Source organism: Verruconatronum alginivorum, assembly GCF_056590205.1.
The window spans coordinates 2799782-2823900 of record NZ_JBWPVQ010000001.1; the positions used below are offsets into that span (position 1 = coordinate 2799782).

General features: G+C 60.1%; 20 protein-coding genes. 11 read left to right on the forward strand and 9 right to left on the reverse strand.

The features are described 5' to 3' along the window. Positions 1-564: 564 nt before the first annotated feature. The 4 genes from ACWUI2_RS10005 to ACWUI2_RS10020 all read left to right on the forward strand — a co-directional run bounded on the left by ACWUI2_RS10005 (position 565) and on the right by ACWUI2_RS10020 (position 4357). A complete protein-coding gene (locus ACWUI2_RS10005) occupies positions 565-2307 on the forward strand; it encodes an alpha/beta hydrolase-fold protein (RefSeq protein ID WP_486982714.1) in 1743 nt (580 codons plus the stop codon). Positions 2308-2438: 131 nt separating this feature from the next. Beyond that, positions 2439-2642: a CsbD family protein gene (locus ACWUI2_RS10010; RefSeq protein WP_486982715.1), complete on the forward strand. Its 204-nt coding sequence runs from the start codon at positions 2439-2441 to the stop codon at positions 2640-2642. Positions 2643-3237: 595 nt separating this feature from the next. Then, positions 3238-3804 carry a hypothetical protein gene (locus ACWUI2_RS10015; protein WP_486982716.1) on the forward strand — a complete coding sequence of 189 codons (567 nt, stop codon included), beginning with the start codon at positions 3238-3240 and terminating at the stop codon, positions 3802-3804. A 190-nt stretch (positions 3805-3994) separates the two neighbouring features. Beyond that, entirely contained in the window at positions 3995-4357 is a 363-nt protein-coding gene (locus ACWUI2_RS10020; protein WP_486982717.1) for a helix-turn-helix domain-containing protein, read from the forward strand. A 109-nt stretch (positions 4358-4466) separates the two neighbouring features. Here the strand turns inward: ACWUI2_RS10020 and ACWUI2_RS10025 are convergent, their stop codons facing one another. From ACWUI2_RS10025 to ACWUI2_RS10055, 7 genes are all read right to left on the reverse strand, one after another. Further along, a complete protein-coding gene (locus tag ACWUI2_RS10025) occupies positions 4467-6224 on the reverse strand; it encodes a sulfite reductase subunit alpha (protein WP_486982718.1) in 1758 nt (585 codons plus the stop codon). Further along, positions 6221-8449 (reverse strand): molybdopterin oxidoreductase family protein, encoded by a 2229-nt coding sequence (locus ACWUI2_RS10030; protein WP_486982719.1) that lies wholly within the window; start codon positions 8447-8449, stop codon positions 6221-6223. Before ACWUI2_RS10030 ends, ACWUI2_RS10025 begins: the two co-directional genes overlap by 4 nt. 16 nt (positions 8450-8465) lie before the next feature. Then, the gene (locus ACWUI2_RS10035) at positions 8466-10049 is read right to left on the reverse strand and encodes a DmsC/YnfH family molybdoenzyme membrane anchor subunit (protein WP_486982720.1); all 1584 of its coding nucleotides are present in this window, start codon (positions 10047-10049) and stop codon (positions 8466-8468) included. A 10-nt stretch (positions 10050-10059) separates the two neighbouring features. Continuing rightward, positions 10060-11817, reverse strand: a complete 1758-nt coding sequence (locus ACWUI2_RS10040) for a NirA family protein (RefSeq protein ID WP_486982721.1) — start codon at positions 11815-11817, stop codon at positions 10060-10062. 647 nt (positions 11818-12464) lie between these two features. Beyond that, entirely contained in the window at positions 12465-14213 is a 1749-nt protein-coding gene (locus ACWUI2_RS10045) for a bifunctional protein-serine/threonine kinase/phosphatase (RefSeq protein WP_486982722.1), read from the reverse strand. Positions 14214-14221: 8 nt separating this feature from the next. Continuing rightward, positions 14222-15697 (reverse strand): NarK family nitrate/nitrite MFS transporter, encoded by a 1476-nt coding sequence (locus ACWUI2_RS10050; RefSeq protein WP_486982723.1) that lies wholly within the window; start codon positions 15695-15697, stop codon positions 14222-14224. Between the two features lie 11 nt (positions 15698-15708). After that, the gene (locus ACWUI2_RS10055; protein WP_486982724.1) at positions 15709-16785 is read right to left on the reverse strand and encodes a CmpA/NrtA family ABC transporter substrate-binding protein; all 1077 of its coding nucleotides are present in this window, start codon (positions 16783-16785) and stop codon (positions 15709-15711) included. Between the two features lie 81 nt (positions 16786-16866). Between ACWUI2_RS10055 and ACWUI2_RS10060 the strand changes: the two genes are divergently transcribed. Continuing rightward, positions 16867-17769: a LysR family transcriptional regulator gene (locus tag ACWUI2_RS10060; RefSeq protein WP_486982725.1), complete on the forward strand. Its 903-nt coding sequence runs from the start codon at positions 16867-16869 to the stop codon at positions 17767-17769. A 4-nt stretch (positions 17770-17773) separates the two neighbouring features. Here the strand turns inward: ACWUI2_RS10060 and moaA are convergent, their stop codons facing one another. Next, positions 17774-18790 (reverse strand): GTP 3',8-cyclase MoaA, encoded by a 1017-nt coding sequence (gene moaA / locus ACWUI2_RS10065; protein WP_486982726.1) that lies wholly within the window; start codon positions 18788-18790, stop codon positions 17774-17776. 113 nt (positions 18791-18903) lie between these two features. Here moaA and ACWUI2_RS10070 point away from each other — a divergent pair, with 113 nt between their 5' ends. From ACWUI2_RS10070 to ACWUI2_RS10095, 6 genes are read left to right on the forward strand one after another with little or no spacing between them, the layout of a single operon-like run. Then, positions 18904-20106, forward strand: a complete 1203-nt coding sequence (locus ACWUI2_RS10070; protein ID WP_486982727.1) for a molybdopterin molybdotransferase MoeA — start codon at positions 18904-18906, stop codon at positions 20104-20106. Positions 20107-20163: 57 nt separating this feature from the next. After that, the gene (gene moaC, locus ACWUI2_RS10075; protein WP_486982728.1) at positions 20164-20649 is read left to right on the forward strand and encodes a cyclic pyranopterin monophosphate synthase MoaC; all 486 of its coding nucleotides are present in this window, start codon (positions 20164-20166) and stop codon (positions 20647-20649) included. Continuing rightward, positions 20646-21233 carry an NTP transferase domain-containing protein gene (locus ACWUI2_RS10080; protein ID WP_486982729.1) on the forward strand — a complete coding sequence of 196 codons (588 nt, stop codon included), beginning with the start codon at positions 20646-20648 and terminating at the stop codon, positions 21231-21233. Before moaC ends, ACWUI2_RS10080 begins: the two co-directional genes overlap by 4 nt. A gap of 15 nt (positions 21234-21248) precedes the next feature. After that, positions 21249-21494, forward strand: a complete 246-nt coding sequence (locus tag ACWUI2_RS10085; RefSeq protein ID WP_486982730.1) for a MoaD/ThiS family protein — start codon at positions 21249-21251, stop codon at positions 21492-21494. A gap of 7 nt (positions 21495-21501) precedes the next feature. Beyond that, complete coding sequence (locus ACWUI2_RS10090; RefSeq protein ID WP_486982731.1) at positions 21502-21951, forward strand: molybdenum cofactor biosynthesis protein MoaE; 450 nt, start codon at positions 21502-21504, stop codon at positions 21949-21951. After that, positions 21948-22436, forward strand: a complete 489-nt coding sequence (locus tag ACWUI2_RS10095) for an MOSC domain-containing protein (RefSeq protein ID WP_486982732.1) — start codon at positions 21948-21950, stop codon at positions 22434-22436. Before ACWUI2_RS10090 ends, ACWUI2_RS10095 begins: the two co-directional genes overlap by 4 nt. Here ACWUI2_RS10095 and ACWUI2_RS10100 read toward each other — a convergent pair. Then, a complete protein-coding gene (locus ACWUI2_RS10100) occupies positions 22423-23811 on the reverse strand; it encodes a lysophospholipid acyltransferase family protein (protein ID WP_486982733.1) in 1389 nt (462 codons plus the stop codon). The genes ACWUI2_RS10095 and ACWUI2_RS10100 overlap by 14 nt on opposite strands. Between the last annotated feature and the right edge of the window lie 308 nt (positions 23812-24119).

Sequence of the window (24119 nt, forward strand, 5' to 3'; positions counted from 1 at the left end):
AAATTAGGTTGGTGATGACGGGAGCCATGATGCGGCGATGGGATTGCATCACGAGTTTGAAGAAGATGCACCAAGATGGATTTCCTGAGCGTCGCTGGCGGGCTGAAACCCCAAACTCATTTCGTTATGCTTTTCAGGAAACGCTGGAGACCAACCTGCAAACGGGACAGACTGATCTGATCGGTAATGTCGATCCGAAACAAGGCGAACCTTCTTCAGGATTTTTAGCGCGAGATCGGTTATCGTCCACCACGTTAAGGGATAAGAGGAATTGTGCTATCGTTTGTGACTCAGACCTCCCTTTCACAATTACCGTCTCACCCGGTTCCGGTAAGTCAAGTATTCCTTTCGGAAAATCACCGAAAGCGCGCGTTCCTCGGGTTCGATCTGAAATCGGTTCATCTACAGCAGGTGTGGCGCGAACGCCAGCAGGTCCCCCCAAGACAAAAGCCCAGGCAACTAATCCGAAAAGGAGCCCCAGATACATGGGGTTGCGGGCGCTCCACCCCCCATCACCGTCCAATAATCTTGGCAAAGCGCTCCGGGCATCTACGCTCGCGGAGAATGCTTCTCCATCCAAACGCTCCAGTTCCCCACGATCTTCGCCGCCGCAAAGGGTTCTCCTGCCGCTTCGCCGTTTTCGCCTTCCTCCTCGCCGTCATCCTTTCCGCCGAAGCGGCAAGTCCGCTCCGGGTGCCGATGGCATTCTCTCATACCGAGTCCGTCAGTCCCGGCGTGAGCCTCTTCGTCCTCGGCGATCACCCGGACCTGGGGGCATGGGATGTCACCCGGGCGGTGAAGCTCCGCTGGACCCCCGGCGACATCTGGGTCGCCGATATTGCGGTTCAGGCAGGCACTGAGCTCCAGTACAAACTCATCTCCCGCAATACCGCGAGCACCGCCTACTGCATCGCCTCCAACAGCGTTGATCTTACCCCAGTGCAGACGCGTCAGGTGCCGGCGCAACCGGATGCGCCTTACCAGGGCAAAACTATCTTTTACCACTCCACCTGGACGCAGGCCTTCCTCCACTACCGTCGCGGAACGGATTGGGTCACTCTTCCCATGGATCGTGTCGGGCCCGGGCGCACCGAAGGCGAACACCGTTACAAACTTTCCGGCATCGGCGAGGCGGGCGAAGGCATCGAGTTTGTGCTCCACAATGGCGCCGGCCTCTGGGACAATAGCACCAATCCGGGCTACGGTTTAAATAATTACTACACGACTCTCGACGTGTTGTGGCTGCAGGATAAACAGGTCTTCAACTACCCGCCACCTCCAACCGTCAGCCCGCCGCGGATTGTCACCCGCATCGTCGATTCCAGCTATTCCGAAATTCCGTCGCGGACTGTCCGGATTTATCTTCCCCGCGGCTACACCGAAAACACCACGCGCCGATATCCGGTGATCTACTTGCACGATGGCCAAAATGTCTTCGATCCCGGCGGTCCGTTCGGCTCCTGGTCGGCCGATGCGACGGCGACCCGCGAAATCCGTGAGGGCCGGATGCGCGAAACCATCATCGTCGGCATCGACAACAGCCCCAACCGCGTCCGCGAATACCTCCCGCCGGTCGACAGCTACCAGGGCTCCGCCGGGGTGGGGGACAAATACGCGGCTTACCTCATCCACGACGTGCTCCCGGCGACCGACGCGGATTACCGGACGCTCACCGGTCCCGCGAACACCTTTACCGCCGGCTCCTCGATGGGCGGCGTTATCTCCACTTACCTGGGCCGTGATTTCGATGCGTTCGGCAAGGTCGGGATTCTTTCACCCGCCTATTGGACCTCCCCGAATTACATGGCGCAGCTCGCTTCCCGTGAAAAAAAGAAGATCGTAAAATACCTCGACTGGGGCACCACCGAGGGCGCCAGCATGTGGGATCCGGGCTGGAACGCCTACGACATGTATCTGAAGCAAGGATACGCTCCCAACGCCGACCTGTTGCACGTCATCGGCTGCGGTCACGGCCATAACGAGGCGGCATGGCGGGCACGGCTGCCGGCGGCTTTCCGTTACCTCCTCAACATCTGGGAGGAGCCGAATTTGCTCGCGCAGAAAGAGCACCCACCGCGGGTCTCGTTGGAAGCTCTGGCAAACGCCCGGAGTTCGGCCGATATCGGCTTCAGCAGCCTTTTCGGCTTTCCGTCCACGATTCAACGGTCCACCGATCTCGCCACTTGGGAGACGGTCTTCGAGACCGGTCGCGAACCGCTCCCGTGGGCGCGGCACACCTTCCGCGACGAACAGCTCCCGGCAGGATCTTTGGCATTCTGGCGGATCCAGGTCGACCTCCAGCCGTAGCCGCCGACGGGCGAACATCGCTCGGGCAGGGCGCGTCCCTTGTCAAAACGCCCGACTGGCCGGAGAGTAAAAGCAAGCGGGGGCATGGTCCCCAGGAGTTAAGAAGAACATCAAAAGAGGAGGAAACCGTAATGAACGAAGATCGGATGAAGGGAAACTGGAAGCAGCTCAAAGGGAAAATGAAAACCCGCTGGGGCAAGCTGACCGATGATGACCTCGACGTTGTCGAAGGACGCAAGGATGAGATCATCGGCAAGCTCCAGGAGAAATACGGCCTTTCCAAGGAAGAGGCCAAACGCCAGTACGACGAATTCACCAAGGACCAGGCGGCATAATCCCGCCCGCCTTTCCGTCCGCCCAGCCCCGGGCGGGCGGACCTGTTGATGCGAGCGGTTCGTGCGTGGCATCGGGCCTCGCCCGACGACAACACAGCTGAGTTAGCGCCGTCGGCGAAGCGTCATCCGCTTCGTCTTTTTTTCGTGGCGGCGCACGTCGGTCCGACAAATCGTGACCGTCGAAACCTATAGATAACGCGCTCGAAAGCTCCGCGGGGACGCGGAGAACTCCAAGAGGCTCCGCCTTGAATCCGGGCGCAGCCCGGATGTTGGCTTCTATGGCACAGCCATGGACCCGGGCGTCAAGGTGCTCCCGAATCTGAAACTGGTCTTTTTTCTTACCAATCCGTGCCATCGTAGGAAAGATCGGAGTTTCGTTAATGTTCGCCATTTATAGTAAATGAAGTCATCGTGTCGGCTTATGGACTCCCGGAATCAACCTCATTCTCAACGGCTTCCGCCAGAGCCATCCCATTCGATAGGGCAAGGAAGGGCTGGAGAAGAGTGGCCGGGCCTGCCGATCGGGCTTGGTTTCGCCTTTTCCCCGGACGGCGGTGCGAAGGGCGCCCATTACAACCAGGGATAAAAGCATCGGATGAGAGAAAAACACCTTTTTATGTTGGCGGGTTGTCTGTTCTTATTTGTGGCGTGCGATATGGGCATACCTATGACTGTGCAGGGACGCTACGATGCTGCCGTCAAGGAACTCGCTGCCGCGACGACGGAACGTGAAGAATTTTACGCATTGAACGCTGTCGCCAAAGAGGGATTCAATATCGGCAAATTTGAGGAGGCTCGACGCCATGCGTTGAGGCTGGAAGAGTTGTCGGCGAAATTCACGAGAGATTGGAATTACGGAAATGCGGTGCAGGATTCCCATGTAGTCCTCGGCCGTCTCGCCATTCGAGATGGCGACATCGAAACAGCGAAGACTCATTTGTTGGCAGCGGGACGGAGCCCGGGGTCGCCGCAGATGAATACGTTTGGGCCTAACATGAGCCTGGCAAGGGATCTCCTGGTGGCGGGCGAACGGGAAACCGTTTTGGAATATTTTCGGCTTTGCCGCTCATTTTGGTCGATGGATCGCGGCCGGTTGGATCAGTGGGCAAAAGATGTCGAGGCGGGTAGAATTCCCGATTTTGGTGCTAATTTGGTCTATTGAATCAAGAAGCGTAATAGGCCGAAACATCGCGGAAATCGGAAGCTTCCGCGCGGAAATATAACGATACCGATATCGATTTTAAGCGATCAAATACTGCCGGAAGATTCTTTTTGCCGAGGGTCGACGGATTTATCTTTGCCATTAATTTATGTTTGACGAATGCATGTCGAGTGCGTATCAGTGATTGCTTATGAATTATTCTGAAGCTAAGAAGGTCTTGGAACAACAGGAGAAAGCGAAAGCGATCCTCGAAGATTATAAGAAGGTCGCCACCGCCCATGAACAGTTCGGGTTCAAGAGCCGCCGGGAGTTTATCAAGGCGTTGCAAGAGATCGATCAAGGTGAACGCAGCAAGGGGAAGAGCTCCCGCGGGCGGGGTCTTACTCCGGAAACTATCGATCAGATCCGCCAATTGAAAGCCGCTGGCAAGACCAATGCGGCGATCGCCCGGACCATTGGTGTCAGCCCGTTGACCGTCGCCAAATACGTGAAAGCCGAAGGTGATACCAAGGCGGCGCCGACCAAACGTCGGGGCAAGGCGAAGAAGAAATAATTCGCGTCGTTTTCATTCGATTTAGATAAGAAGGCCGTCCTGATTGGACGGCCTTCTTTATTGTACAAATCCGGGTTCGATTCGGCTATTGAAGAACGGATCCGTGGTTTCAATAGGCGTCCCGCTGATACCGCTTTTCCTTCTTGAGTGTTTCGATGAACGCCGCCGCCTGTTCGGGAGTTCGTCCGGCAAATTCGCAAACTTTGTGCAAGGCGGCGTCGACGTCGCGGGCCATGCGCCGGGCGTCGCCGCAGACATAAATGCAGGCCCCGTTTTCGATCCATTTGGCTAATTCGTCCCGGGCCTCAAGGATACGATCCTGCACATAGACTTTCTCCTTCTGATCGCGGGAAAAAGCGGTGTCGAATCGGGTTAATAATCCCGATTTCAACCAGGCGTCGATCTGGTCTTCGTAAAGGAAATCGGTCGCCATATGTTGATCGCCGAAGAAGAGCCAGTTCGGGCCTTTCGCTTTCCGGGCTTCGCGTTCCTCCAGGAATGCCCGAAATGGGGCGATTCCGGTGCCGGGACCGATCATCACCACCGGAACGGAGTCATCCTCCGGCAGACGGAAATTGTGGTTGGTGTGGCGATAGACCCGAATGGTTTCGCCGACCGGCACCCGCTCGGCCAGATAGGTCGAGCAGACGCCTTTCCGCTCCCGACCGTGGGTTTCGTAATGGACTCTTCCCACCGTCAGATGAACTTCTCCCGGATGGGCCTTCGGACTCGATGAAATTGAATAAAGCCGCGGTTGCAGTATCCGGAGAAATCCGGTGAGGGCTTCGGGGGAGGCGAAGGCTTGGGGACGGCGGGCGATCAAATCATAGACTTCGCGTCCCCACAGGTAGTCGGTCAATTGGGTTTTATCCGCGGCGATCTCGGCCAGTTCGGGATCCTCCACCAGTTTCAAATAGGCTTGGATCAAGGGGAGATTCAAGGAGCGGAGGTCGAAGTGGTTCTGGAGCGCCTCCCGCAACGGAATTGGCTTTTCCTCCGTCCTTGGCGAAACCGGTTCGTCCCCGGTCAGCGCGGTGAGTTCGAGAATAGACTCCACCAACTCCGGGCAATTTACCGGAACGACTCCGAGCGCGTCGCCGACTTCGTAATCGAGACCGGAACCGGCGAGGGAGATTTCAACGTGATAGGTTTCTTTGGCCGACCCCGGTTTATTCAGGTTCACACTCTTCAACAGAGTGGCGGGAAACGGATTCTTCTTCGACCATTCCGTTTCCTTGGTCGGCGTATCCTCTTGGGCCGGTCCGGGGCCGAGCGTGCCTTCTTCGCCGAGCGGAGCCTCCAGGGAACGTATCCATTGTTCGAATGGCTCGTCGGTGTCGACATCGCACTCGATGGTGGGAACGATCCGTTTGGCTCCGAGTTCCTCCAACCGCCGATCGAAGTCGCGGCTGCATTGGCAGAAATCGGGGTAGGACGAATCGCCCAGGCCGAGCACGGCGTATTCAAGGTGCTCCAAACGCGGGACCTCTTCCGCCATCAGGGCGGCGTGGAGGTTCCGGGCGTTGTCGGGCGGCTCACCGTCGCCGTAGGTGCTGGTGATCAACAGGAGCGTCGCCGTCTCCTTGAGGGCCTCGACCGAGCTGTCGGTCATGACGACGACTTTCGGGTCGCATCCCAGCGACTTCAGGCGTTTGGCCGCCTGCTTCCCGACGGCCTCGGCGGTGCCGGTTTGGGAGCCGACGAGGATGGTCACCGGCCGGACGGCGGCCACTGGTCCATCGGTCGTCGCGGTGGCGGGACTTTCTGAATACATTCCGGCGAGAAAGCCGTTGAGCCAGGCCCGTTGTTCGATGGAGAACGGGGCATTGTCGGGAATGTAAGGAACGTTGGAAGTTGGTGCGTTCATGATTTTAAAGTTCGTTTATAAGGGACTGCGTCGACTTGGACGGCGCAGGCCTTGTAGGAGGGTTGGCGGGAATACGGATCGAAAGAATCCAAGGTGAGTTCGTTGGTTTCGACGTAATGCATCGGGATAAAAACCTGGCCGGGTTGGACGGTTTCGCGGAGAACGGCCCGCGCTTCGATGCGGCCGCGCCGGGAACTCACCGCGACGGTGTCATTGTCGGCGATCCCTCTGGCGCGGGCGTCGGCGGGATTGATTTCCACGTAAATACTTTCCGGATACAACTTGCGCAGGACATCCGATTTCGCGGTGCGGGTCTGGGTGTGCCATTGGGAGGAGGTTCCCCGGCCGGTCAGGAGGAGCAGGGGGAATCTTCGGTCGGGAGCTTCCGGCATCTTCCGGGGGGCTTCGAAATGAAAACGAGCCCGGCGGTCGGGAAAGTAAAAGTTTCCATCCTCGAACAACCGCCGATGCTTGGCGGGTGCTGGGGACCCATCGGGGTAGGGCCATTGGATGCCCCCCTCGGCGTCGAGGTGGTCATAGTCGCGGATGCCGGTGATGTCGCAAGGTTGACCTCGGCTCAAGCGTTTCAGGATCTGGAAAACCGCTTCGGGCGATTTCCATTCCTCGAACGGTTCGGCGCATCCCCATTTGTGGGCGATCAATTGGAAAATCCGGAAGTCCGACAACGCTTGTCCGGGTGCCTTCCTGACCCGGCGGGTCCGGCCGATGCGGCGTTCCGAGTTGATGAAGGTTCCGTCCTTCTCTCCCCATCCGGCGGCGGGCAGAACGAGATCGGCCAGGAGGGCGGAGTCGGTGCTGTAATACATGTCCTGGACCACCAGGAAATCGAGCTTCTCCCGGAGGCGGCGGAAGCGCGTCTGGTTGATCCAGGAGTGGGCGGTGTTGGTCGCGATGATCCACAATCCCTTGATCGCGCCGCTCTCGATGCCGTCGATGATCTGGTCGTAAGCCAAGCTTGGCTGGTCGGGAATGGAGCCGACCGCGATGCTGAGTCGCCGGGCGACGGTCTCGCGGTGGAGGGGATCGGTGAAGTTGCGTCCGCCGAGCAAATTGGTGGTGTTGCTGAAAAGCCGGGAGCCCATCGCATTGCACTGGCCGGTGATCGAATTGGCGCCGGTTCCGGGACGCCCGATGTTGCCGGTCATCAAAGCGAGATTGATGATCGCCTGGGCGACGCGGACCCCTTCGTAGCTTTGGTTGACCCCCATCGTCCACCAGAAGGAGACTCGTCGGCCGTCGCCGATCATGTGGGCCAACGAATGAATCTGTTCTGTGGATACGCCGGTTTGCCGGGAGACCGTTTCGAGATCGTAGTCTTGGAGGAATTCGGCGAACGCCTCGAAGTCAGCGGTGTGATCCCGGATGTAAGCCCGGTCGATCAAACCGAGGTCGACGATGCATTTGGCGAGTCCGTAGAAGAGAATCAGGTCGGATTTGGGACGGAGCGGAAGGTGCCGGGTGGCGGCCATCGCCGTTTCGGTTCTACGCGGATCGATCACGACGATCTCCGGATTGTTGGGATTCCGCATGACCCGTTGCCACATGATCGGGTGGGCGATGCAAGGATTGGCCCCGACGAAGACGAGCAGATCCGATTCTTCGAAGTCCTGGTAGGTGTAGGGCGGGGCGTCGAACCCGAACGATTGTTTGTAGGCGGCGACGGCAGTTGCCATGCATTGGCGGGTATTGCCGTCGCCATGGAGGATACCCATGCCGAATTTCGCCAAGGCGCCGAGAAAGGCCATCTCTTCCGTGACGATTTGACCGGTGCTGAGATAGGCGACGGACCCGTTGCCGTGTTGGGATTGGATCGATTTAAACCGGGTCGTGAACGCCTCCAGCGCGGTGGACCATGGAACCTCCGCGAGACGGCCTTGGTTGTCTTTGAGCAGAGGCATGGTCAGCCGATCGCCGGCCGACAACGGAGCCAGCGCTTCCCATCCCTTCGGACAGGCCATGCCGAGGTTCACCGGGTATTCGGAATTTGGACTCAAGTTGACCGCTTCTCCGTTTTGTAAATGGATCTTCAACGAACACCCGGTCGAGCAAAACCCGCAAACGCTCGGGACGGTGGCGTCCGGCTTGGCGGCGCGCGGGACTCTGCCGAGACCGAACGCTCCGGGATCCTGCACGAGACGGTCGGTCAACACCCCCTCGCGGCGGCGGAGTTGCAAGTGATCTTTGAGGGTCTGGACGAGATCCATGTCGATTTTTCGAGTGTTAGAAACTTCCAGGCATCTTCGGCGCGACCACCGCTTTGAAGTAAAGAGTTCGTTCGAGTAGTTCGCCGACGGTTACGAGGAGAAAGCCGACGCCCGCGACCATCGGAATTAGCGGGGAACCGGGCAGGAAGGCGGCGACTAAGAGGAAGAAAATTCCCGCGACACCGGCCGAGAACCGGGCCGTGGTCAGGTGGCGGAGAGGCTTCAGCATCAACTGCGCGGATTTCCGGCGGGAATCGAAAGGGAGCCCGAAGGCGAAACGGAGGCGGCCTGCTTCGAAGGCGAGTTTGGCGGAAAGGAGAGCGACTGCGGCAACGGTCAGGACGCCTTGGTCGGTAGCCTCGCCGATGACGGCTGAGATGGCGAGGAAGCTCGTTAAGCCCAGTCCGGCGGTTGTTCCGAAGAATTTAGCCGCGCTGACCGGGAAACGCCATGCCTCCCGGCGGGTGTCGTGGTAGATCATGATCGAGCAGAACACTCCCAGCCAACCGGTGGCGACGGTGCCGAGACCGAGGAGTTGAATTTGCGAGTCGGAAAGAAGACCGATCCACGGGGCGATCGTGTAGGCCGCGGCGACGCCGGCCAGAAGACCGAACCCGACGATCTCTCGGCTCAGCCACGAACGCCGGAGGTTGAGGAAAGCGCGCCAGGCGCCGAGCGGTTGACCGAGGTGGGCGGTGGAGGCGGCGAGGCCGAGGAGGAGAACGAGGAAGGCGGATCCATTCGCGACCGTTCCGACCGGGCCGGAGCCCGTGCCGAGGGAAACGGTGAAGAGTCCGACGGACAGCTGAGTCAAGGTAAGCATGAACACCAACGGGAAGTGGGCATGCTCCGGTCGAAGAGCGGTGTTATCGCCTCCCCGGACATTTTCGGGAATCGTCCGTTTCGTGACGTAGCGGGTGGTCGGAACGGTGTAGTCGGGAGACGGCGCGCCGGGAAGGAAACGACGGTCGCGGCGGGCGTCGCGGGTCAGTTCCTCTGTATTGACAATGTTGATGCGGATCGCCTCGGTCGGACAAGCTTGCACGCAGGCCGGGGCTTCGCCGTCGGCGAGGCGGCCGTGACACATGTCGCATTTGCGGACGATGCCGAGCGCCTTGGAATACTTCGGCACGTCGTAGGGGCATTTCAGGACGCAATACTGGCAGCCGATGCATTGATCGTCGAGGTGCCGGACGATGCCGGTGATCGGATCTTTCTCATAGGCCAGGACCGGACAACCGTTCAGACAAGCGGGGTCGGCGCAATGGTGGCAGGCGGTGGTGACGGTTTGCTGATACGGTTCGGCCGGAGTTCCTCCGTGCAGGATACCGACATCGCGCCAGGTTTCCTCGTCGTCCAATCCGTTCAGACTGTGGCAGGCCGAAACGCAAGCCTTGCAACCGGTGCATTTGTCGAGGTCGACTTGAAAACCATACTGTTCGCCCGATCCGGGACGGGAGAGTGGGATCAACTGTTTGTAGTAACGGGCGAGCGACGGTTCCGCGCCATCGTGACGCTCGGAGAAGAGGCCGACCGGTGTTTCCAGTTTGGCCTGCTCGGTCAGGAGACGGTCGATCAAAGACTCTTCGGTGACGGGCATCGTGGTTGAATCAGTTGGATGGATACGGAGCCGGGCTGAACAGGCGTTTCAATTCCTCGGCCGAGTGGCGACGGTTGAACTGCCAGAATGTTTCCTGTTCCTTCCGATGGGCCAGATACGTTTTGAGAATGTGGAAAATCAGTTCCTTCAAGTCGGCGAACGAAATCGATTGGAATACCTCATGGGCGATCGCCTGGCGTTCGTCGACTCCGCCGCCGAGGACGACGTGGTAACCCTCGACGGAGGTTTCTCCGGATTTGACCTTGGTCGCGATCAAACCGATGTCGCCGACGTAGTGTTGGGCGCAGGAGTGGGGGCAGCCGGTCAGGTGGATGTTGATCGGTTGGTCGAGGTCGATTCGATCTTCGAGGAAACGGGCGAGTTCGACCGCCTGGCCCTTGGTGTTGGAGGAGGCGAATTTGCAGCCGGTGTTGCCGGTGCAGGCGACTAGTCCGCCGGAAACCGCCGTGGTTGAATAATGGAATCCGGCTTCGAGGATCGCCTCTTTCACTTGGGGCAAGTCGGCGTCGGCGATGCCGGGAATGATCAGGTTTTGCCAGACCGTGAGGCGAACCTCGCCGGAGCCGAATCGGTCGGCGATGGATGCGATCGCCTTCATTTGTCCCGGGAGCATCCGACCGACGGGAATGACGATTCCGATGTAGTTCAGGTTGTCCCCTTTTTGATCGTAGATCCCGACATGTCCGTGGGGGAAAGTGGGACCGCGCGGTTCGCATTGGTCGAGGGGAAACCGGGTGAGTTCGAACGGAAGTTTTCGCGCGGTCTCTTCGAGGAATTTGTCGGTTCCCCAACGGTCGACCAAATATTTCAGGCGGGCCTTTTTTCGATTGGTGCGGTCGCCATGTTCGATGAAGACGCGAATCATGGCGGCGGCCAGCGGGACCGCCTGGGAGGGGTCGATAAGCAGCCCGCAGTCGCTGGCGAATTGCTTGTGGCCGGTGATACCGCAAAGTTGGACCCGGAAGTAAACGCCCGGAGGAACGCTCCGGTTTTCGCCAACTCTGACCGCGTAGAATGCGATGTCGTTGGTATCGGCGCAGGCGGAAACGCGACCGCCGTTGTCGAACGCGATGTTGAATTTGCGGGGGAGGCCGTAGAGCTCGCGATGGTTGAGGATGTAATGGTGCATCGCCTTGGCGAAGGGCATGACATCGATGATTTCATCCGGATCGAATCCGGTGGTCGGACTCGCGGTGATGTTGCGCACATTGTCGGCCCCGGAACCTTTGGAAGTGAGACCGAGTTCGTCGAGTTTAATCAACGTCGACACGGTGTTTTTCGGCATGATTTCGCGGATCTGGAAATTCCCGCGGGTGGTGATGTCGGCGTAACCTCCGCCCCAATCCTCCGCGATCTCCGCGAGTCCGGTCAATTGATGAGACTTGAGCACGCATCCCGGAATCCGGCAGCGGAGCATGAACGAATCCTGCGCAGGTGTGACGTGAAACAATCCATGGAACTTGTAGCGAAAAAGATCGTCGCCCGTCGGGAAGCGGTCTGCTTCCGAATCGGTTACGATGGTTTCCCAGATATCGAGACCGTTTCGCTCCAGTTTGATCCGTTCCTCTTTCACGAGATCGTCCACCGGCGTGCCGTAGACGGTCTCCTCGGTATCGGCGGAGGTGTTTGGCGCCGCAGGTGAGGCGGGATGGGGGCGTCTTTCCGAGGTGCGGCCCCCCCTTTGGTTCAATCCGGTGAAGAATCCATCGAGGTATTGTTTCTGTTCGGAAGTGAATGACCCGTTCATGATACCAGGTCATAGCCGGATGCGTGCCAAGGAGCGGAAATGGTTAAATTAGCTCAACTCGTGATATTCATTCGGGTTATGAATGGAATTCATGAATGGGGAAAGAAACACACCCCACCATGCTGGCGCATGGGGGGACCGCTCGCCAGAGCGGTGAGGTGTGTCGTTGAGCCGATTCGTCGAGTCTACCCGTAGTCGGGTTGGCTCCGCCGCCCGGCCGCGGCGGCTAAGGAAGGCCAAACGACGACGGCCTCCCGCGTCGAGAGCGAAGTCGAGGATTGCGGATTATCGGAGCACCACGGAAATGGGGCGGCAGAGCCAACCCCACTACTTTGTTGGAGGCACCGACACACCCCACCATGCTTGCGAATGGTCCCCCCCTCAAGAGGGGATCGGCGTATAAGGAGTTCCCCTCTTGAGAGCGGTGGGGTGTGTCGTTGAGCCGATTCGGCGAGTATCCCCGTGGTCGGGTTGGCTCCGCCGCCCGACCGCGGCGGCTAAGGACGGTCCAAACGACGACGGCCACCCGCGTCGAGAGCGAAGTCGATGATTTTGGATTATCGAGCACCAGGGAAATGGGGCGGCAGAGCCAACCCCACTACTTTGTGGGTTTGTGGTCGTGGGAATTCGGCGAGATCGAAGGAAGCTTATTGGTTCGCCAAGAGGATCAGGAGGATGACGACGAGGGTGGTCAATAGGGTGGAGAGGGTCTTCCAAAACAGAAGGGGGCGGCGTTCGATGAGGGGGAGGTCGGCTTCCTTCAAGAGCGTGGGGTTCGGATGGCTGATGTCGGCGAGGAATTCGGAGAGGGCTTCGTGACGGCGTTCCGGATTGATGGCGAGCGCTTTTTCCAGGGCCGCGTCGAGCCAGGGTGGAACCATCGGGTTCAGGCGGGAGGCCGGTTGATATTGCAGGGCGGCGAACTCCCGGAGGCCTTGGGCCTTTTCGAACTTCGAGCCCAGAGGGTGGGCCTCGCCGCCGGTGAGGAGTTCGTAGGTGACGATGCCGAGGGAAAAGAGATCGGACCGGGGGGAGGGTCGGCGGCCGAGGGCGTATTCAGGGGCGGAATAACGACGGGTGCCGAGTTCGGTTCTTCGCTCGAAGGGCACATTGGTTTCATGGACGCCGGCCACATGGGCGGATCCGAAGTCGATGATCTTTACGGTTCCGTCGGAGCTGACGATGATGTTGTCCGGCTTGAGGTCCTGGTGGAGGGTTTCCCGGCGGTGCAGGGCTCTGAGGCCGTCGATGATCTGACCGACGATCTCGATCACCGAGCCGATTTCGGGACGCGGGTGTGACCGGATCCATTCGGTCAGCGTCCGGCCTTCGAGCGGCTCCATCAGGTAAAAGAGAAACTGCGGACTTCTTCGTTTGGGAACGACCTTCACCAACTTGGGACTGGCGATCCGGGAGCCGATCCATTCCTCCAGGATGAACCGTTCGATGTAGGCGGCGTCGTCATTGAAACGGGCGGAAGGAGTCTTCATCACGGCCCGCTCGTTGGTCTCGGTGTCGCGGACCAGATAGAGTTGGCTGCGGGGGCTCTCGTCGAGGATCTGTTCGACAAGATAGCCGTCCAGTTTCATGCCGGGCTCCAGGGGAGGCGGGAACGGGAGTTTCCCCAGTTCGGCGTAAACATCCGCGGCGTCGGGGCCCGGGAGCCGGTCGAGGCGGACGATCTGGCAACTAATGTTGTCGGGACTCCCTTTCTCCAGCGCTCGGGTCGCGATTCGGGCGCAGACTCCGTCGAGATCGTCGTCGTCGGCTTTGAGGAATTGCAACAATTCGTCGCCGTCGATGACGTCATGGACACCGTCGGTGCAAAGGAAGAGGGCGTCGCCCGGTTGCAGAGATACCCGGCGGTAGTCGATGTTCAGATCCAACGACCGTCCCATCGCCCGGGCGAGATACCGGGTGTTCGCGGAAACCCAAGTGTGGTGATCCTCGGTCAGGAGCTCCAGAGAACCGTCGAACAACCGGTAAACGCGGGTGTCCCCGACGTGGAACAGATGGGCGGAACGGGATTTGACGACGACCGCGCTCATGGCGCAGACGTATCCTTTATGCTCTTCGGCGAAGACCTGCCCCTTCCCAAAGAGCCAGCGGTTCAAGGAAGAAAGAACTCGATGTCCGGCGGTCTTGACCTGCCAGGTGTCGGGGGTGCTGAAGTAATCGCTCAGAAACCCTTGCACGCAGATCTCGCCCGCCTCCCGTCCGGCCTCGGCGGCGGAGACGCCGTCGGCGATGATCACGGCGAATCCTTTGGCTTTCAAGGCGTCGTCGTCGGGTATCCGGATTCCCAGGCAATCTTCGTTGACCTCCTTCCGCCCGGCCAAGCTGGCTTGGCCGTAGCGGATGGCAAGGTCGTCGTGTTGATGCCGGGTTGTATCCATGATGTTGATCAACTTACCTCGATCAGCTGGACGGTGCCGTCCGGCATGACCTCCGCCACGTGGCCGGAAGGTTCCTTCAAAACCAAGGAAGCGAGAAAAGCTATCACGGAAGATCCGGCGATGACCATGAAGAATGTGGAGGCGTCGACGAACGAGTAAACGGTGAGGAAGCAGACCGCGCCGACGTTGCCGTAGGCGCCTGCCATCCCGGCGATTTGTCCGGTCATGCGGCGCTGGATCAACGGGACCATGGCGAAGACGGCGCCTTCCCCGGCCTGGACGAAGAACGAGCACATCATGGTGATGGCGATCGCCGCCGGCAGAGCCCAGTTGCTGTTGATCTGGCTCATCGTCAGGTAACCGACGGCCAGTCCCAAAATCAGGATCAGCATCGTCCCGCGACGGCCGAATCGATCACTCAGAATACCTCCGCTCGGCCGGGCGACCAGGTTCATGAACGCGAAACTCCCGGCCAGCAGTCCGGCGTGCACCGGATCGAGACCGAAGGTGCTGATGAAGAAGAACGGCAGCATCGAGACGACGGCCAATTCGGAACCGAAGGTGACGAAGTAGTTGACGTTGAGGGCGGCCACCTGGCTGAAACGGTAGCGGTGCATCTCCGGGATCGAATCCGGATTCTTCAGCATCTCGCGGTTGACCCGGTAGATCTGGCTGGTCTGGAAGAAAAATAGTCCGGCGAGGATGAGGTACATCGCGTTCGTCGCGACCGCTCCCAGCAATCCGACGCCGGTCGGGGAAAGACGCCAGGTCAGGACGCCGAGGGCGAGGAACATCGGGATGTTCATCGCGATCAGGAGGTAGAAATCGCGGGGCGACGTGACCTCAAGCCCGCCGGTCTTTTTTGGTTTGAAATAGGTCGAACCTTTCGGGGTGTTGCGGACGGATCGATAGTAGATGAAACCGTAGGCGAAGACGATCGCCGCGGTGATCAGGAGAGAGTAACGCCAGCCGTTCTCCCCGCCGAACAGGAGGGCGAGGGTGGGCAGGACCATGGCGGCGGCGGCGGAACCGAAGTTGCCCCATCCGCCGTAAATCCCTTCGGCCAGACCGACCTGACGGGCGGGAAACCATTCCCCCACCATGCGGATTCCGATGACGAAGCCCGCTCCGACGAATCCCATGAGAAAACGGGCGAGGGCGAGTTGTTCGAAAGATTGGGCCAAGGCGAAGAAACAACAGAGTCCGCCCGAAATCATGAGCAATCCGCTGAACGTCGCCCGCGGACCGAAGCGGTCGACCAGCATGCCGATGACGATGCGGGCCGGAATCGTGAGCGCCACGTTGAGAATCAGGATCGCCCGCCATTGGGCGTCGTTGAGGTCGAGCGACTCGGTGATCGCCACCACCAGCGGGGCGTGGTTGAACCAGACGACGAACGTCAGGAAGAAGGCGAACCAGGTGAAATGGAGCGTCCGGATGCGCGGATTGTTGAGGTCGAGGATTCTGAATTTCGTGTCTTTCATAGTGGAAGTGGTTAACGCGGACGGGCGGTGGCCGGGGCGCTTTCGGCGGTGATGACCTGATCGTAAAGGTCCTCCCGGTAAGTGCGGCGGATCAGATCGGCGCCGGAAGTCTGAAGCTTTTCGTCGGCGACGTGACGGCGGAGATCGTCGAAGACGAGTTGGCCCCGGTCCCGGCCGGGCCGGTTCATGCCGTCCCCATGGAAGCGGATGAACGGGGCGGATCCGCTTGGGAGAAAACCCTCGCCCCAACCGCGGGCGAGGATCGACTCCGGGCAGTCGAGCGCATCCTTTCTGGCAAGGACGCGGAGGATCTCGCTCCGGTTATCCGCGACTTCGCAAAAGGCGCAGGCCGTTTCCAAAGCGCGGATCAGACGGGCGTATTCGTCGGGGGAATACGCGCAGAATCGTGCGGAAGTCGTGAGCACTTTTTCGGGATAACCGGGGGCGAGTTCTGCCCCGGTGGCGGCGGCCCAGCCATGGCCTTCGGCGATGGCGACCGAATTCCATGGCTCGCCCGCGCTGAACCCGTCTATGTTGTCCGCGGCGAGAATGCCCGGCATCTGGCCCGGAGGAAGGACGGCGATGATCACATCCGTTCGAACATCGATTCCGTGCTGCTCCAGCCAGCGGCACAAGATGAAGTGGTGGGACGACTGGAGCGAGACCACTCCGAAAACCGGTTTCCGGGGAGCATGGCCCCGCCGGAGGTAGCGCTTCAAAGAAGCTCCGTCATAGACTCCCTCGAGCTTCAGGCGGGAGGAAAGAGTGATGGCGTTGCCGTTGCTGTTCAGGATCATTCCGGCGATCGCGTCGGTCGGGATCACTCCAATCCCGAGACGCATCACGAACGGCATCGGGCTCAATGTTTGCGCGACGTCCAGACTGCCGAACGTCAGTTTGTCCCGGATCGTCGCCCAACCGGCCTCCCGGTGGAGTTGGACTTTCAGTCCGGCCTCCCGGAACATGCCAAGGGCTTCGGCGACGAGGATCGGCGCGGCATCGAGCAGGCGCACGTAGCCGAAGTGGATCGTGTCGCTCCGACGTTTGGGACGTTCGCCCGGTCTGACCTTGGCAGCTGTTTCCGTCATCGCCGCCGGAAATAGCATTGACCATACCGAATTTGAAAATAAACAGAATGAATCCTTTCATGCCGATAATGAATTCGATTCATGTTTCGAACGATCGACAGTCGCCAGCTCCTCGCCTTCTGCACGTTGGTGCAAACGGAAAGCTTCACTGAGACCGCCCGCGAGTTGAGTCTCACCCAGTCGGCGATCAGCCATTCGGTGAAGAACCTGGAGGAGGACCTCGGTTGTCAGTTGGTCGACCGGATCGGTCGGAAGATTCACATCACCCGGGAGGGCGAAGAGTTTTACCGTCAGGCGCAAGCCATTCTCCATCAGATGGAAAGCGCACGGTCACGTATCCGGGAACGGGACGGATGGGGGCGGGGCCGGCTCCGCATCGGGGCGAGCACGACGGCCTGCCAATACATCCTCCCGCAAGTATTGCGGGAGTTCAACGAAAGTTTTCCCGACTGCGTCCTCAGTATTGTTCCAGCGGATACACCTAAGCTGGTCGAACATGTGCGGAGGCGGGAGGTCGATCTCGCGATCATCATCGATCCCGGCAAGATGAACGACGTTTCGATGGTTCCGCTCTTCGCCGACGAATTGGTGATGGTCGCCTCGCCGATTCATCCGTTTGTACAGAAAAGTTCGGTTCGGATGGATCAAATTGCCCAGCAACGTCTGGTTTTGTACAATCAAGGAAGTTTGACCTTTGAGTTGATCGAACGGTTTTTCCGTCAGAACCGGGTCGCGTTGAGGAACTACATCGAGCTCGGCAGCATGGAGGCGATCAAGGAGTTGGTGAAGGTCAATTACGGGATCAGTTTCCTCGCGGGATGGATCGTGGAAAACGAGATCAACCAACGAAGCCTCGTTCGGATCGGTTTGGGGCGGCGGAAATTGAAGCGGCAGTGGGGGATTTGTCACGCCAGCGACCGGAAGCTCTCCATCATGGAAGAGACCTTTCTCGGACTGAGCGAGGCGGTCGCGGGAAATTTTTAAGGAATCATCCGCCGATGTAGGACATCTCCACTTTCCGGGCGACGGGAGGCGCGGAGTTGCGCAACTCGGAGTAGCGGTCGTCGCGGCGGCCCCAGTGGCGGGCCAGCAGGCGGTGGAGCGAACCGTGGGTGTAGCCGGGAGCCCGCATGAAATGTTTCAAGTCGAGTCCGGTGTTGGCGAAGAGGCAGGTGTAGAGTTTGCCGTCGGCGGAAATCCGGGCGCGGGTGCAGCCGCCGCAGAAAGGTTGGGTGACGGAAGTGATCAGGCCGAACTCTCCGGAACCATCGGCGTAGCGGTAACGTTTGGCCACCTCCCGCCGCGAAGTGAGATCGACCGGTTCGAACTCGAATTCGCGGGCGAGACGGGCGACGATTTCCTTTCCGCTGACGACCCGGTCGAGGTTCCATCCGGTGTGGTTGCCCGTATCCATAAACTCGATGAAACGCAGGGGGACGCCGATCGATTTGAAGTAGCGGGCCATCGGGAGGATCTCGCCGTCGTTTACTCCGCGCTCCACCACCATGTTGACTTTGACCGGAAGGCCAGCCGAACGGGCGGCCTCGATCCCGGCGAGGACCGGCTCCGGGGAATGGCCGACGCCATTCATCTTCCCGGAAATCTCCGGGCCTATGGCGTCGAGGCTGACGGTGACGCGGTGGAGTCCGGCGCCCCGGAGCGCGGGGGCCAGCTTGGCGAGGCGGAAGCCGTTGGTGGTGAGGGCGAGATCTTCGATCTCGGGAAAGCGGCGCAGGCCGTGGATCAAATTGATCAGTCCGGGGCGCAGTAGTGGCTCGCCTCCGGTCAATCTCACCTTCCTGACTCCAAGACGCGTGAAGGCTCCGACGAGATCGTTTAGCTCGGTCTCCGTCAGCCACTCCTCCTGTCGCAGAAACGGGTAATCGGCCCCGAAAATCTCCCGTGGCATGCAATAGGTGCAACGCAGATTGCAGCGATCCGTCAAGGAGATCCGCAGGTCGCGCAGCGGGCGATTCCGGGAGTCGGTTGCTGAAGGAAAAGGCATAAATTTTGCGACGTCGTTGAGAAGAGAGCCTGTTGAAGTTGAGTGGGCGTTTCGCGGTTCGGTGGAAACTGCCGGTTTGTCTTTTAGCCGGATTCGTGCCAGTTACTCCGGCCATGATCACGCCGCACGCCGCCGACCTCGTCATGAAAGAGCACCTCGCCGCACTGCCGCCGGTGCGTTTGCCGTTGGAGGAAACGGTCGGACGGGTGTTGCGGGAAGTGGTTTCGCTTCCCCGGGACGCGCCGCCGTTTGACCGCGTGACGATGGATGGTTACGCGATCGTTTCGCGGGATTGGCGTGAAGGGATCCGCCGCTTTCGGGTGGCCCGGCGACAGGCGGCGGGGGAACGCGCGGGAGACGCGGTCGGGCGCGGGGAGTGCGTGGAAGTGATGACCGGCGCCGCGATGCCGTCCGGCGTCGACTGCGTGATCCCTTATGAAGAAACGCGCGGCGAAGGAAACGAAGTCGTTTTCCTATTGGAGGAGGAGTCGGTTGCCGGGGATTGCGTGCATCTCCGGGGGGCGGATGGCAGGGCGGGCGCGGCGGTGCTGCGGCCCGGACGGCGGATCGGATCGCGGGAGTTGGGCGCGGCGGCCTCCTGTGGAAAAGCTTTTCTGGAAGTTTCGCCGCGGGTGAAAGTGACGGTCGCGGCCACCGGCGACGAACTCGTCCTCCCCGGGGAACCGATCGAAGACCATCAAATTTTCGCGTCGAATGGATACGCCTTGGAAGCCGTTTTGAAACGATGGGGCGGGGTGGAAGTCGAGCGATGTCTGTTCCCGGATGACCCGGAGGCGATGCGCGAGGCGATGCGAAAGCCGTTGGCCGAATCGGATCTCTTCGTGTTGAGCGGCGGCGTTTCCAAGGGACGACGGGACCATGTCGCGCGGGAACTGGTCGCGCTCGGGGTGCGCGAACTTTTTCACCGCGTCGCGCAGAAACCCGGGAAGCCGCTCTGGTTTGGAGTCACTTCGAACGGCAAGCCGGTCTTCGGTTTGCCCGGGAATCCGCTCTCGACACTGGTGTGCGCCCACCGCTATTTGATTCCGGCGTTGGAGATTTTGAGCGGCGGAGAACGAAGCCGGCCGGAAACGATCTCCCTTGCGAAGGAGGTGCGTTTTCCCAATCCGTTGGTTTGGTATTTGGCGGTCAAAAAAGAAATCGGAAAGGAGGGGCGGGTTGTGGGAATTCCCCGACCGCCGGTGAATTCCGGGGATTATCTATCGGTGCTCGATTCGGATGGCTTCGTGGAACTCGCGGCGGAGGCCGATCTATTTGCGCCCGGCACGAACGTCCCGTTTTGGAACTGGCTGTAGTTCGGAGGTTGGCACGGCGTCTGCTAGAGTCCGGGGGACTTCAATCTACGGACGACCATGTCTACTTTTACTCATATCGATGAAAATCTCCGGGCCACGATGGTCGACATCGGAGAAAAAACGATCACCCGGCGGATGGCGCGGGCGCGGGCCGAGCTGGTCTTGCCCGGGCCGGTGGCCGCCGCCTTTGCCGGGGACGAGATCCAAGGTCCGAAAGGACCGGTCTTGCAGACGGCGTTTTTGGCCGGAGTCCTGGCGGCCAAGAAAACGCCGGATCTGATTCCGCTTTGCCACGGTCTCGCCTTGGAAGATTGCCGGTTCACCTCGGGCCGGGAGGGAAGCGATATTCTTTGGTTGGAAGCGGAAGCGAAGACCTCCGGGAAGACCGGGGTGGAGATGGAGGCGTTGACGGCGGTCTCCGTCGCCGCGCTGACGGTGATCGACATGTGCAAGGCGCTGTCGCCCGAGATCATGGTCCGCAATATCCGGATCATCGAGAAACGCGGGGGACGGAGCGGAGATTATCAGGCGCCCCGGTTATGAAGGCACCATTATATGGATTGGTCCTCGGGGGAGGGCGGAGTCGGCGAATGGGGTGCGACAAGGGGGGGCTGGATTACCACGGGTCGAGTCAGCTGGCTTGGACCGGAACGGTGTTGCGGGAGTTTTGCGACGAAGTGATGGTATCCGTGCGACCCGGACAGGCGTTGCCGCCGGATGTCGACGCGCGTCCGCTTTATGACCGGTATGGCAGTGTCGGACCGTTGGATGGAATTGTTTCGGCCATGGCCGAGCATCCCGGAGCGGCGTGGTTGGTCGTCGCCTGCGATCTCCCCTATCTCACCCGGGAAGCGCTTCGGGCTCTCGTTTCCGCGCGCGATCCCGGCGGGTTGGTCACGGCGTTCCGCAGTTCCGGGGACGGGTTGCCGGAGCCGTTGTGCGCCATTTACGAACCGAAGGCCGCCATGCTTTTGGTGGATTGCCTCGCCCGCGACATACGCTGTCCCCGCAAGATTTTGATTCAACTCGATCTCCCTCTCCTCGACCTTCCCGATCCGCGGGCGCTCCAGAACGTCAATACGCCGGAGGAACGTGATCAAGTGCGGGGAGATTGCGTCCTTTCATAAGAACCGATTGATCCAATGATACGAATTTACATCCTCTATTTTGCCGGACTTCGCGACCAACGCGGGTGCGACGGCGAGACCTTGGACGTCGAAACCGGTGCGACCCCGGAGTCGGTTTATCGGCGCTTGCAGAAAGCGTATGGCTTTCGCTGGTCGAGCGATTCGCTCCAAGTGGCGGTGAACCAGGAGTTCGCGGGTTGGGACGCCCGCTTGCGCCCCGGGGACGAATTGGTCTTTCTTCCGCCGATGGCGGGAGGGTAAACGGACGATGGATACGCGATTTCACCTCGCCAGCGAACCGATCGATCCGGTTGTGGCCCGGAAGCAGGTTCTCCATCCCTCCGCGGGTGCGCTCGCGGTATTTGAGGGATGGGTACGGGACCACCATCGCGGCGCTTCGGTCGAAGCGTTGACCTATCAGGCGTTCGGTCCATTGGCGGAGGCCGAGGGGGAGCGCATTTTGGAAGAAGCGACCGCGAAGTTTGGTTTGCGCGCGGCCCATTGCATCCATCGGGTCGGTGATTTGGCCATCGGCGATACGGCGGTTTGGATCGGAGTGGCCTCCGATCATCGCGACTCCGCCTTCGCCGCTTGCCGTTACATCATCGACGAAATCAAAGCGCGGGTGCCGATCTGGAAAAAGGAGTTTTATCCCGAAAAACCGCCGGTCTGGGTCGATCCGCGGGCGGAACATTCGGTTGCGGAGTCGGCCGGGTGAACGCGCGCATTCGCCACCTCTATCTGTCGCCCGGGCACAATTACTTCGGGCATCACGGCAAACCGGCCGGAACGCACCCCGTGGTGGAGGCGGACCGCATCGTTTGCCGGGCGGGGCGGGGGATCGAAGGCGATCGCTTTTTTGAATTCAAGGATAATTATAAGGGACAAATCACCTTCTTCGCTTGGGAAGTCTTCGTGGCATTGCGCAAGGCGTTGGAATTCGGGCGTGACAAGACTTCGGCTGACACCCGACGCAATGTGATCACGGAAGGGATCGACCTCAACCTATGGATCGGCCGTCGGTTCGAGTTGCAAGGCATCCTGTTCGAAGGGGTGGAGGAGTGTCGTCCCTGTTATTGGATGGACTCCGCCTTTCGTCCGGGAACGGAAGAGCGGCTGAAAGGGAGTGGAGGATTGCGGGCGAGGATTCTGTGCGACGGCGAGTTGGTGACAGGGCCGGCTCGGCTGATTATTCCGCCTTGATTGAAGACGAAGCGCTCATCGTTTCGAAAATCGATTGCCATGCGCTCGAATCGTGGGGGTTGGGAGGGAAGAGAAAACTGGCGTGGACTCCCCGGGGGAGCGGGTGGTCGCCGCAGGCGAAAACTCGGTCGATGCCGGCTTGGTCGATGCCCCGGCACCAGGACGAAAGATGGGCGGTCGTCAGGAGGAGGGCGCCGTCGATCCCCACCGGTCCGCTACGATCCATTTCTTCAACACGTTGGGAAAGATCGGGCGAAGGCATCGATTCGACCAAAAGGGTCTCATGGACGGTTCCGGCGGGGAGCTGTTTTCCGGCAAGGATCAACGCCAATCCCGGACGAGACTCGGCATGGCGGTCGAGGGCCTCGCAGACGGCTCGGGCGGCCTCGGGATCGTCCGGAAGAACGACCAATACCCGGCGGACGGGCGTTGGGGACGCGGTCGCACCCGGCGGCGGGAAAAAGCGGTTGGCTTCGGGGCGGAAGCGGCGGTGAAACCAGAAGACATCCTCAATGCTGTCGCGGAGCGCGGTCTCCAATGCGTGGTTGCAGTGGCGGGTGAAGACGTCGCGGTTGTCCATGCCTTCGCGGCCGGGAAAGATCGGAGCGTGGGCTTCGATGATCCATTTTCCCGGGGCGACCGTGCGGGCGGAGACCGGTACCAAGGGAGCGCCGGTTTTTTTATGGAGAATGAACGGAAGTCGGGTGGTGAGGACCTCGCGGCCGAAGAACGGGGCGGGAACCCCGGCGCCGCCCGCCCGCTGGTCGGCCAGGACCGCCAAGGCTCCGCCCTCCCGCAAAAGTCCGATCGGTCCGGCCCAGCCATCTTTGCGGGAAAAAAGCTGCGCGCCACGTTTCGCCCGCTCCGCCCGGACCAAGGCGTCGACCGAGGCGTTGTCGATCGGCCGGTAGAGTGTTCCGAAAGGAGCGCGGTCGAAAAGTAAGTCACCGACTTGAGCGAGAATTTCCCACGGACCCATGTGCCCGAGAAGAACGATCACCCCGCGCCCTTCCGCCAACGCGGCGCGGGCGTGCTGCTGGCCCCGCATCTCGACCACCTCGGCGCGGCGTTCCGAGGGGAGAAATCCCCCGCGAAGTCCGCCGATGATATTGGCCCCTGTTCGGCGGAAAACCTCCCGCGCGATCTCTTCGCATTCATCCCAGTCCTTTTGGCCGCCGAACACGATCCGGAGATTGTGGATCACCGTGCGGCGACGCTTTTTCATGAAGCGGAACGCCGCCGAGCCGAGTCCGGAACCGATCCTGACGCATTGCCGGACGCTCAACGCCCGGAGGGCGAACAACACTCCGCGCAACGCGTGATAGCCGGCCCGCTGCCGGAAGTTTAATTCTGCTGTCGCGGCGGAAGTGGACATTTTCGAATTGGACGGGACATTGATGAAACCGGGGATTGAACGCGTAGGCTCGGCCAGGGGCAAGCCCATCCGCGAGCATTGCCATCGGCGTCGCGAGGCTGGGTAAAATAATCGTTGACACAAGGGGTGCCCGCTATACCGTTATAGCATTTAGTGCTATAAGGTTTTACTTATTTTCTCCAAACAACAAATCCACAATACTCATTATGACCAAATTCAATCTGACCCCTCGTCCTTTTCACGGCTTCGCGATTGCCTCCTTTGCCGTCGCGGGATTTTTCTTAGCGCCTCCCGCCGATGCCCAGAAC

What these genes read in the sequence shown, in the direction of transcription:
- moaA (WP_486982726.1), bottom strand. Translation starts at nt 18,790, where the DNA reads ATGCCTTTTCCTTCAGCAACCGACTCCCGGAATCGCCCGCTGCGCGAC.
- ACWUI2_RS10080 (WP_486982729.1), top strand. Translation starts at nt 20,646, where the DNA reads ATGAAGGCACCATTATATGGATTGGTCCTCGGGGGAGGGCGGAGTCGG.
- ACWUI2_RS10020 (WP_486982717.1), top strand. Translation starts at nt 3,995, where the DNA reads ATGAATTATTCTGAAGCTAAGAAGGTCTTGGAACAACAGGAGAAAGCG.
- moaC (WP_486982728.1), top strand. Translation starts at nt 20,164, where the DNA reads ATGTCTACTTTTACTCATATCGATGAAAATCTCCGGGCCACGATGGTC.
- ACWUI2_RS10070 (WP_486982727.1), top strand. Translation starts at nt 18,904, where the DNA reads ATGATCACGCCGCACGCCGCCGACCTCGTCATGAAAGAGCACCTCGCC.
- ACWUI2_RS10015 (WP_486982716.1), top strand. Translation starts at nt 3,238, where the DNA reads ATGAGAGAAAAACACCTTTTTATGTTGGCGGGTTGTCTGTTCTTATTT.
- ACWUI2_RS10030 (WP_486982719.1), bottom strand. Translation starts at nt 8,449, where the DNA reads ATGGATCTCGTCCAGACCCTCAAAGATCACTTGCAACTCCGCCGCCGC.
- ACWUI2_RS10085 (WP_486982730.1), top strand. Translation starts at nt 21,249, where the DNA reads ATGATACGAATTTACATCCTCTATTTTGCCGGACTTCGCGACCAACGC.
- ACWUI2_RS10100 (WP_486982733.1), bottom strand. Translation starts at nt 23,811, where the DNA reads ATGTCCACTTCCGCCGCGACAGCAGAATTAAACTTCCGGCAGCGGGCC.
- ACWUI2_RS10090 (WP_486982731.1), top strand. Translation starts at nt 21,502, where the DNA reads ATGGATACGCGATTTCACCTCGCCAGCGAACCGATCGATCCGGTTGTG.
- ACWUI2_RS10010 (WP_486982715.1), top strand. Translation starts at nt 2,439, where the DNA reads ATGAACGAAGATCGGATGAAGGGAAACTGGAAGCAGCTCAAAGGGAAA.
- ACWUI2_RS10005 (WP_486982714.1), top strand. Translation starts at nt 565, where the DNA reads ATGCTTCTCCATCCAAACGCTCCAGTTCCCCACGATCTTCGCCGCCGC.
- ACWUI2_RS10050 (WP_486982723.1), bottom strand. Translation starts at nt 15,697, where the DNA reads ATGAAAGACACGAAATTCAGAATCCTCGACCTCAACAATCCGCGCATC.
- ACWUI2_RS10040 (WP_486982721.1), bottom strand. Translation starts at nt 11,817, where the DNA reads ATGAACGGGTCATTCACTTCCGAACAGAAACAATACCTCGATGGATTC.
- ACWUI2_RS10045 (WP_486982722.1), bottom strand. Translation starts at nt 14,213, where the DNA reads ATGGATACAACCCGGCATCAACACGACGACCTTGCCATCCGCTACGGC.
- ACWUI2_RS10055 (WP_486982724.1), bottom strand. Translation starts at nt 16,785, where the DNA reads ATGACGGAAACAGCTGCCAAGGTCAGACCGGGCGAACGTCCCAAACGT.
- ACWUI2_RS10060 (WP_486982725.1), top strand. Translation starts at nt 16,867, where the DNA reads ATGTTTCGAACGATCGACAGTCGCCAGCTCCTCGCCTTCTGCACGTTG.
- ACWUI2_RS10025 (WP_486982718.1), bottom strand. Translation starts at nt 6,224, where the DNA reads ATGAACGCACCAACTTCCAACGTTCCTTACATTCCCGACAATGCCCCG.
- ACWUI2_RS10035 (WP_486982720.1), bottom strand. Translation starts at nt 10,049, where the DNA reads ATGCCCGTCACCGAAGAGTCTTTGATCGACCGTCTCCTGACCGAGCAG.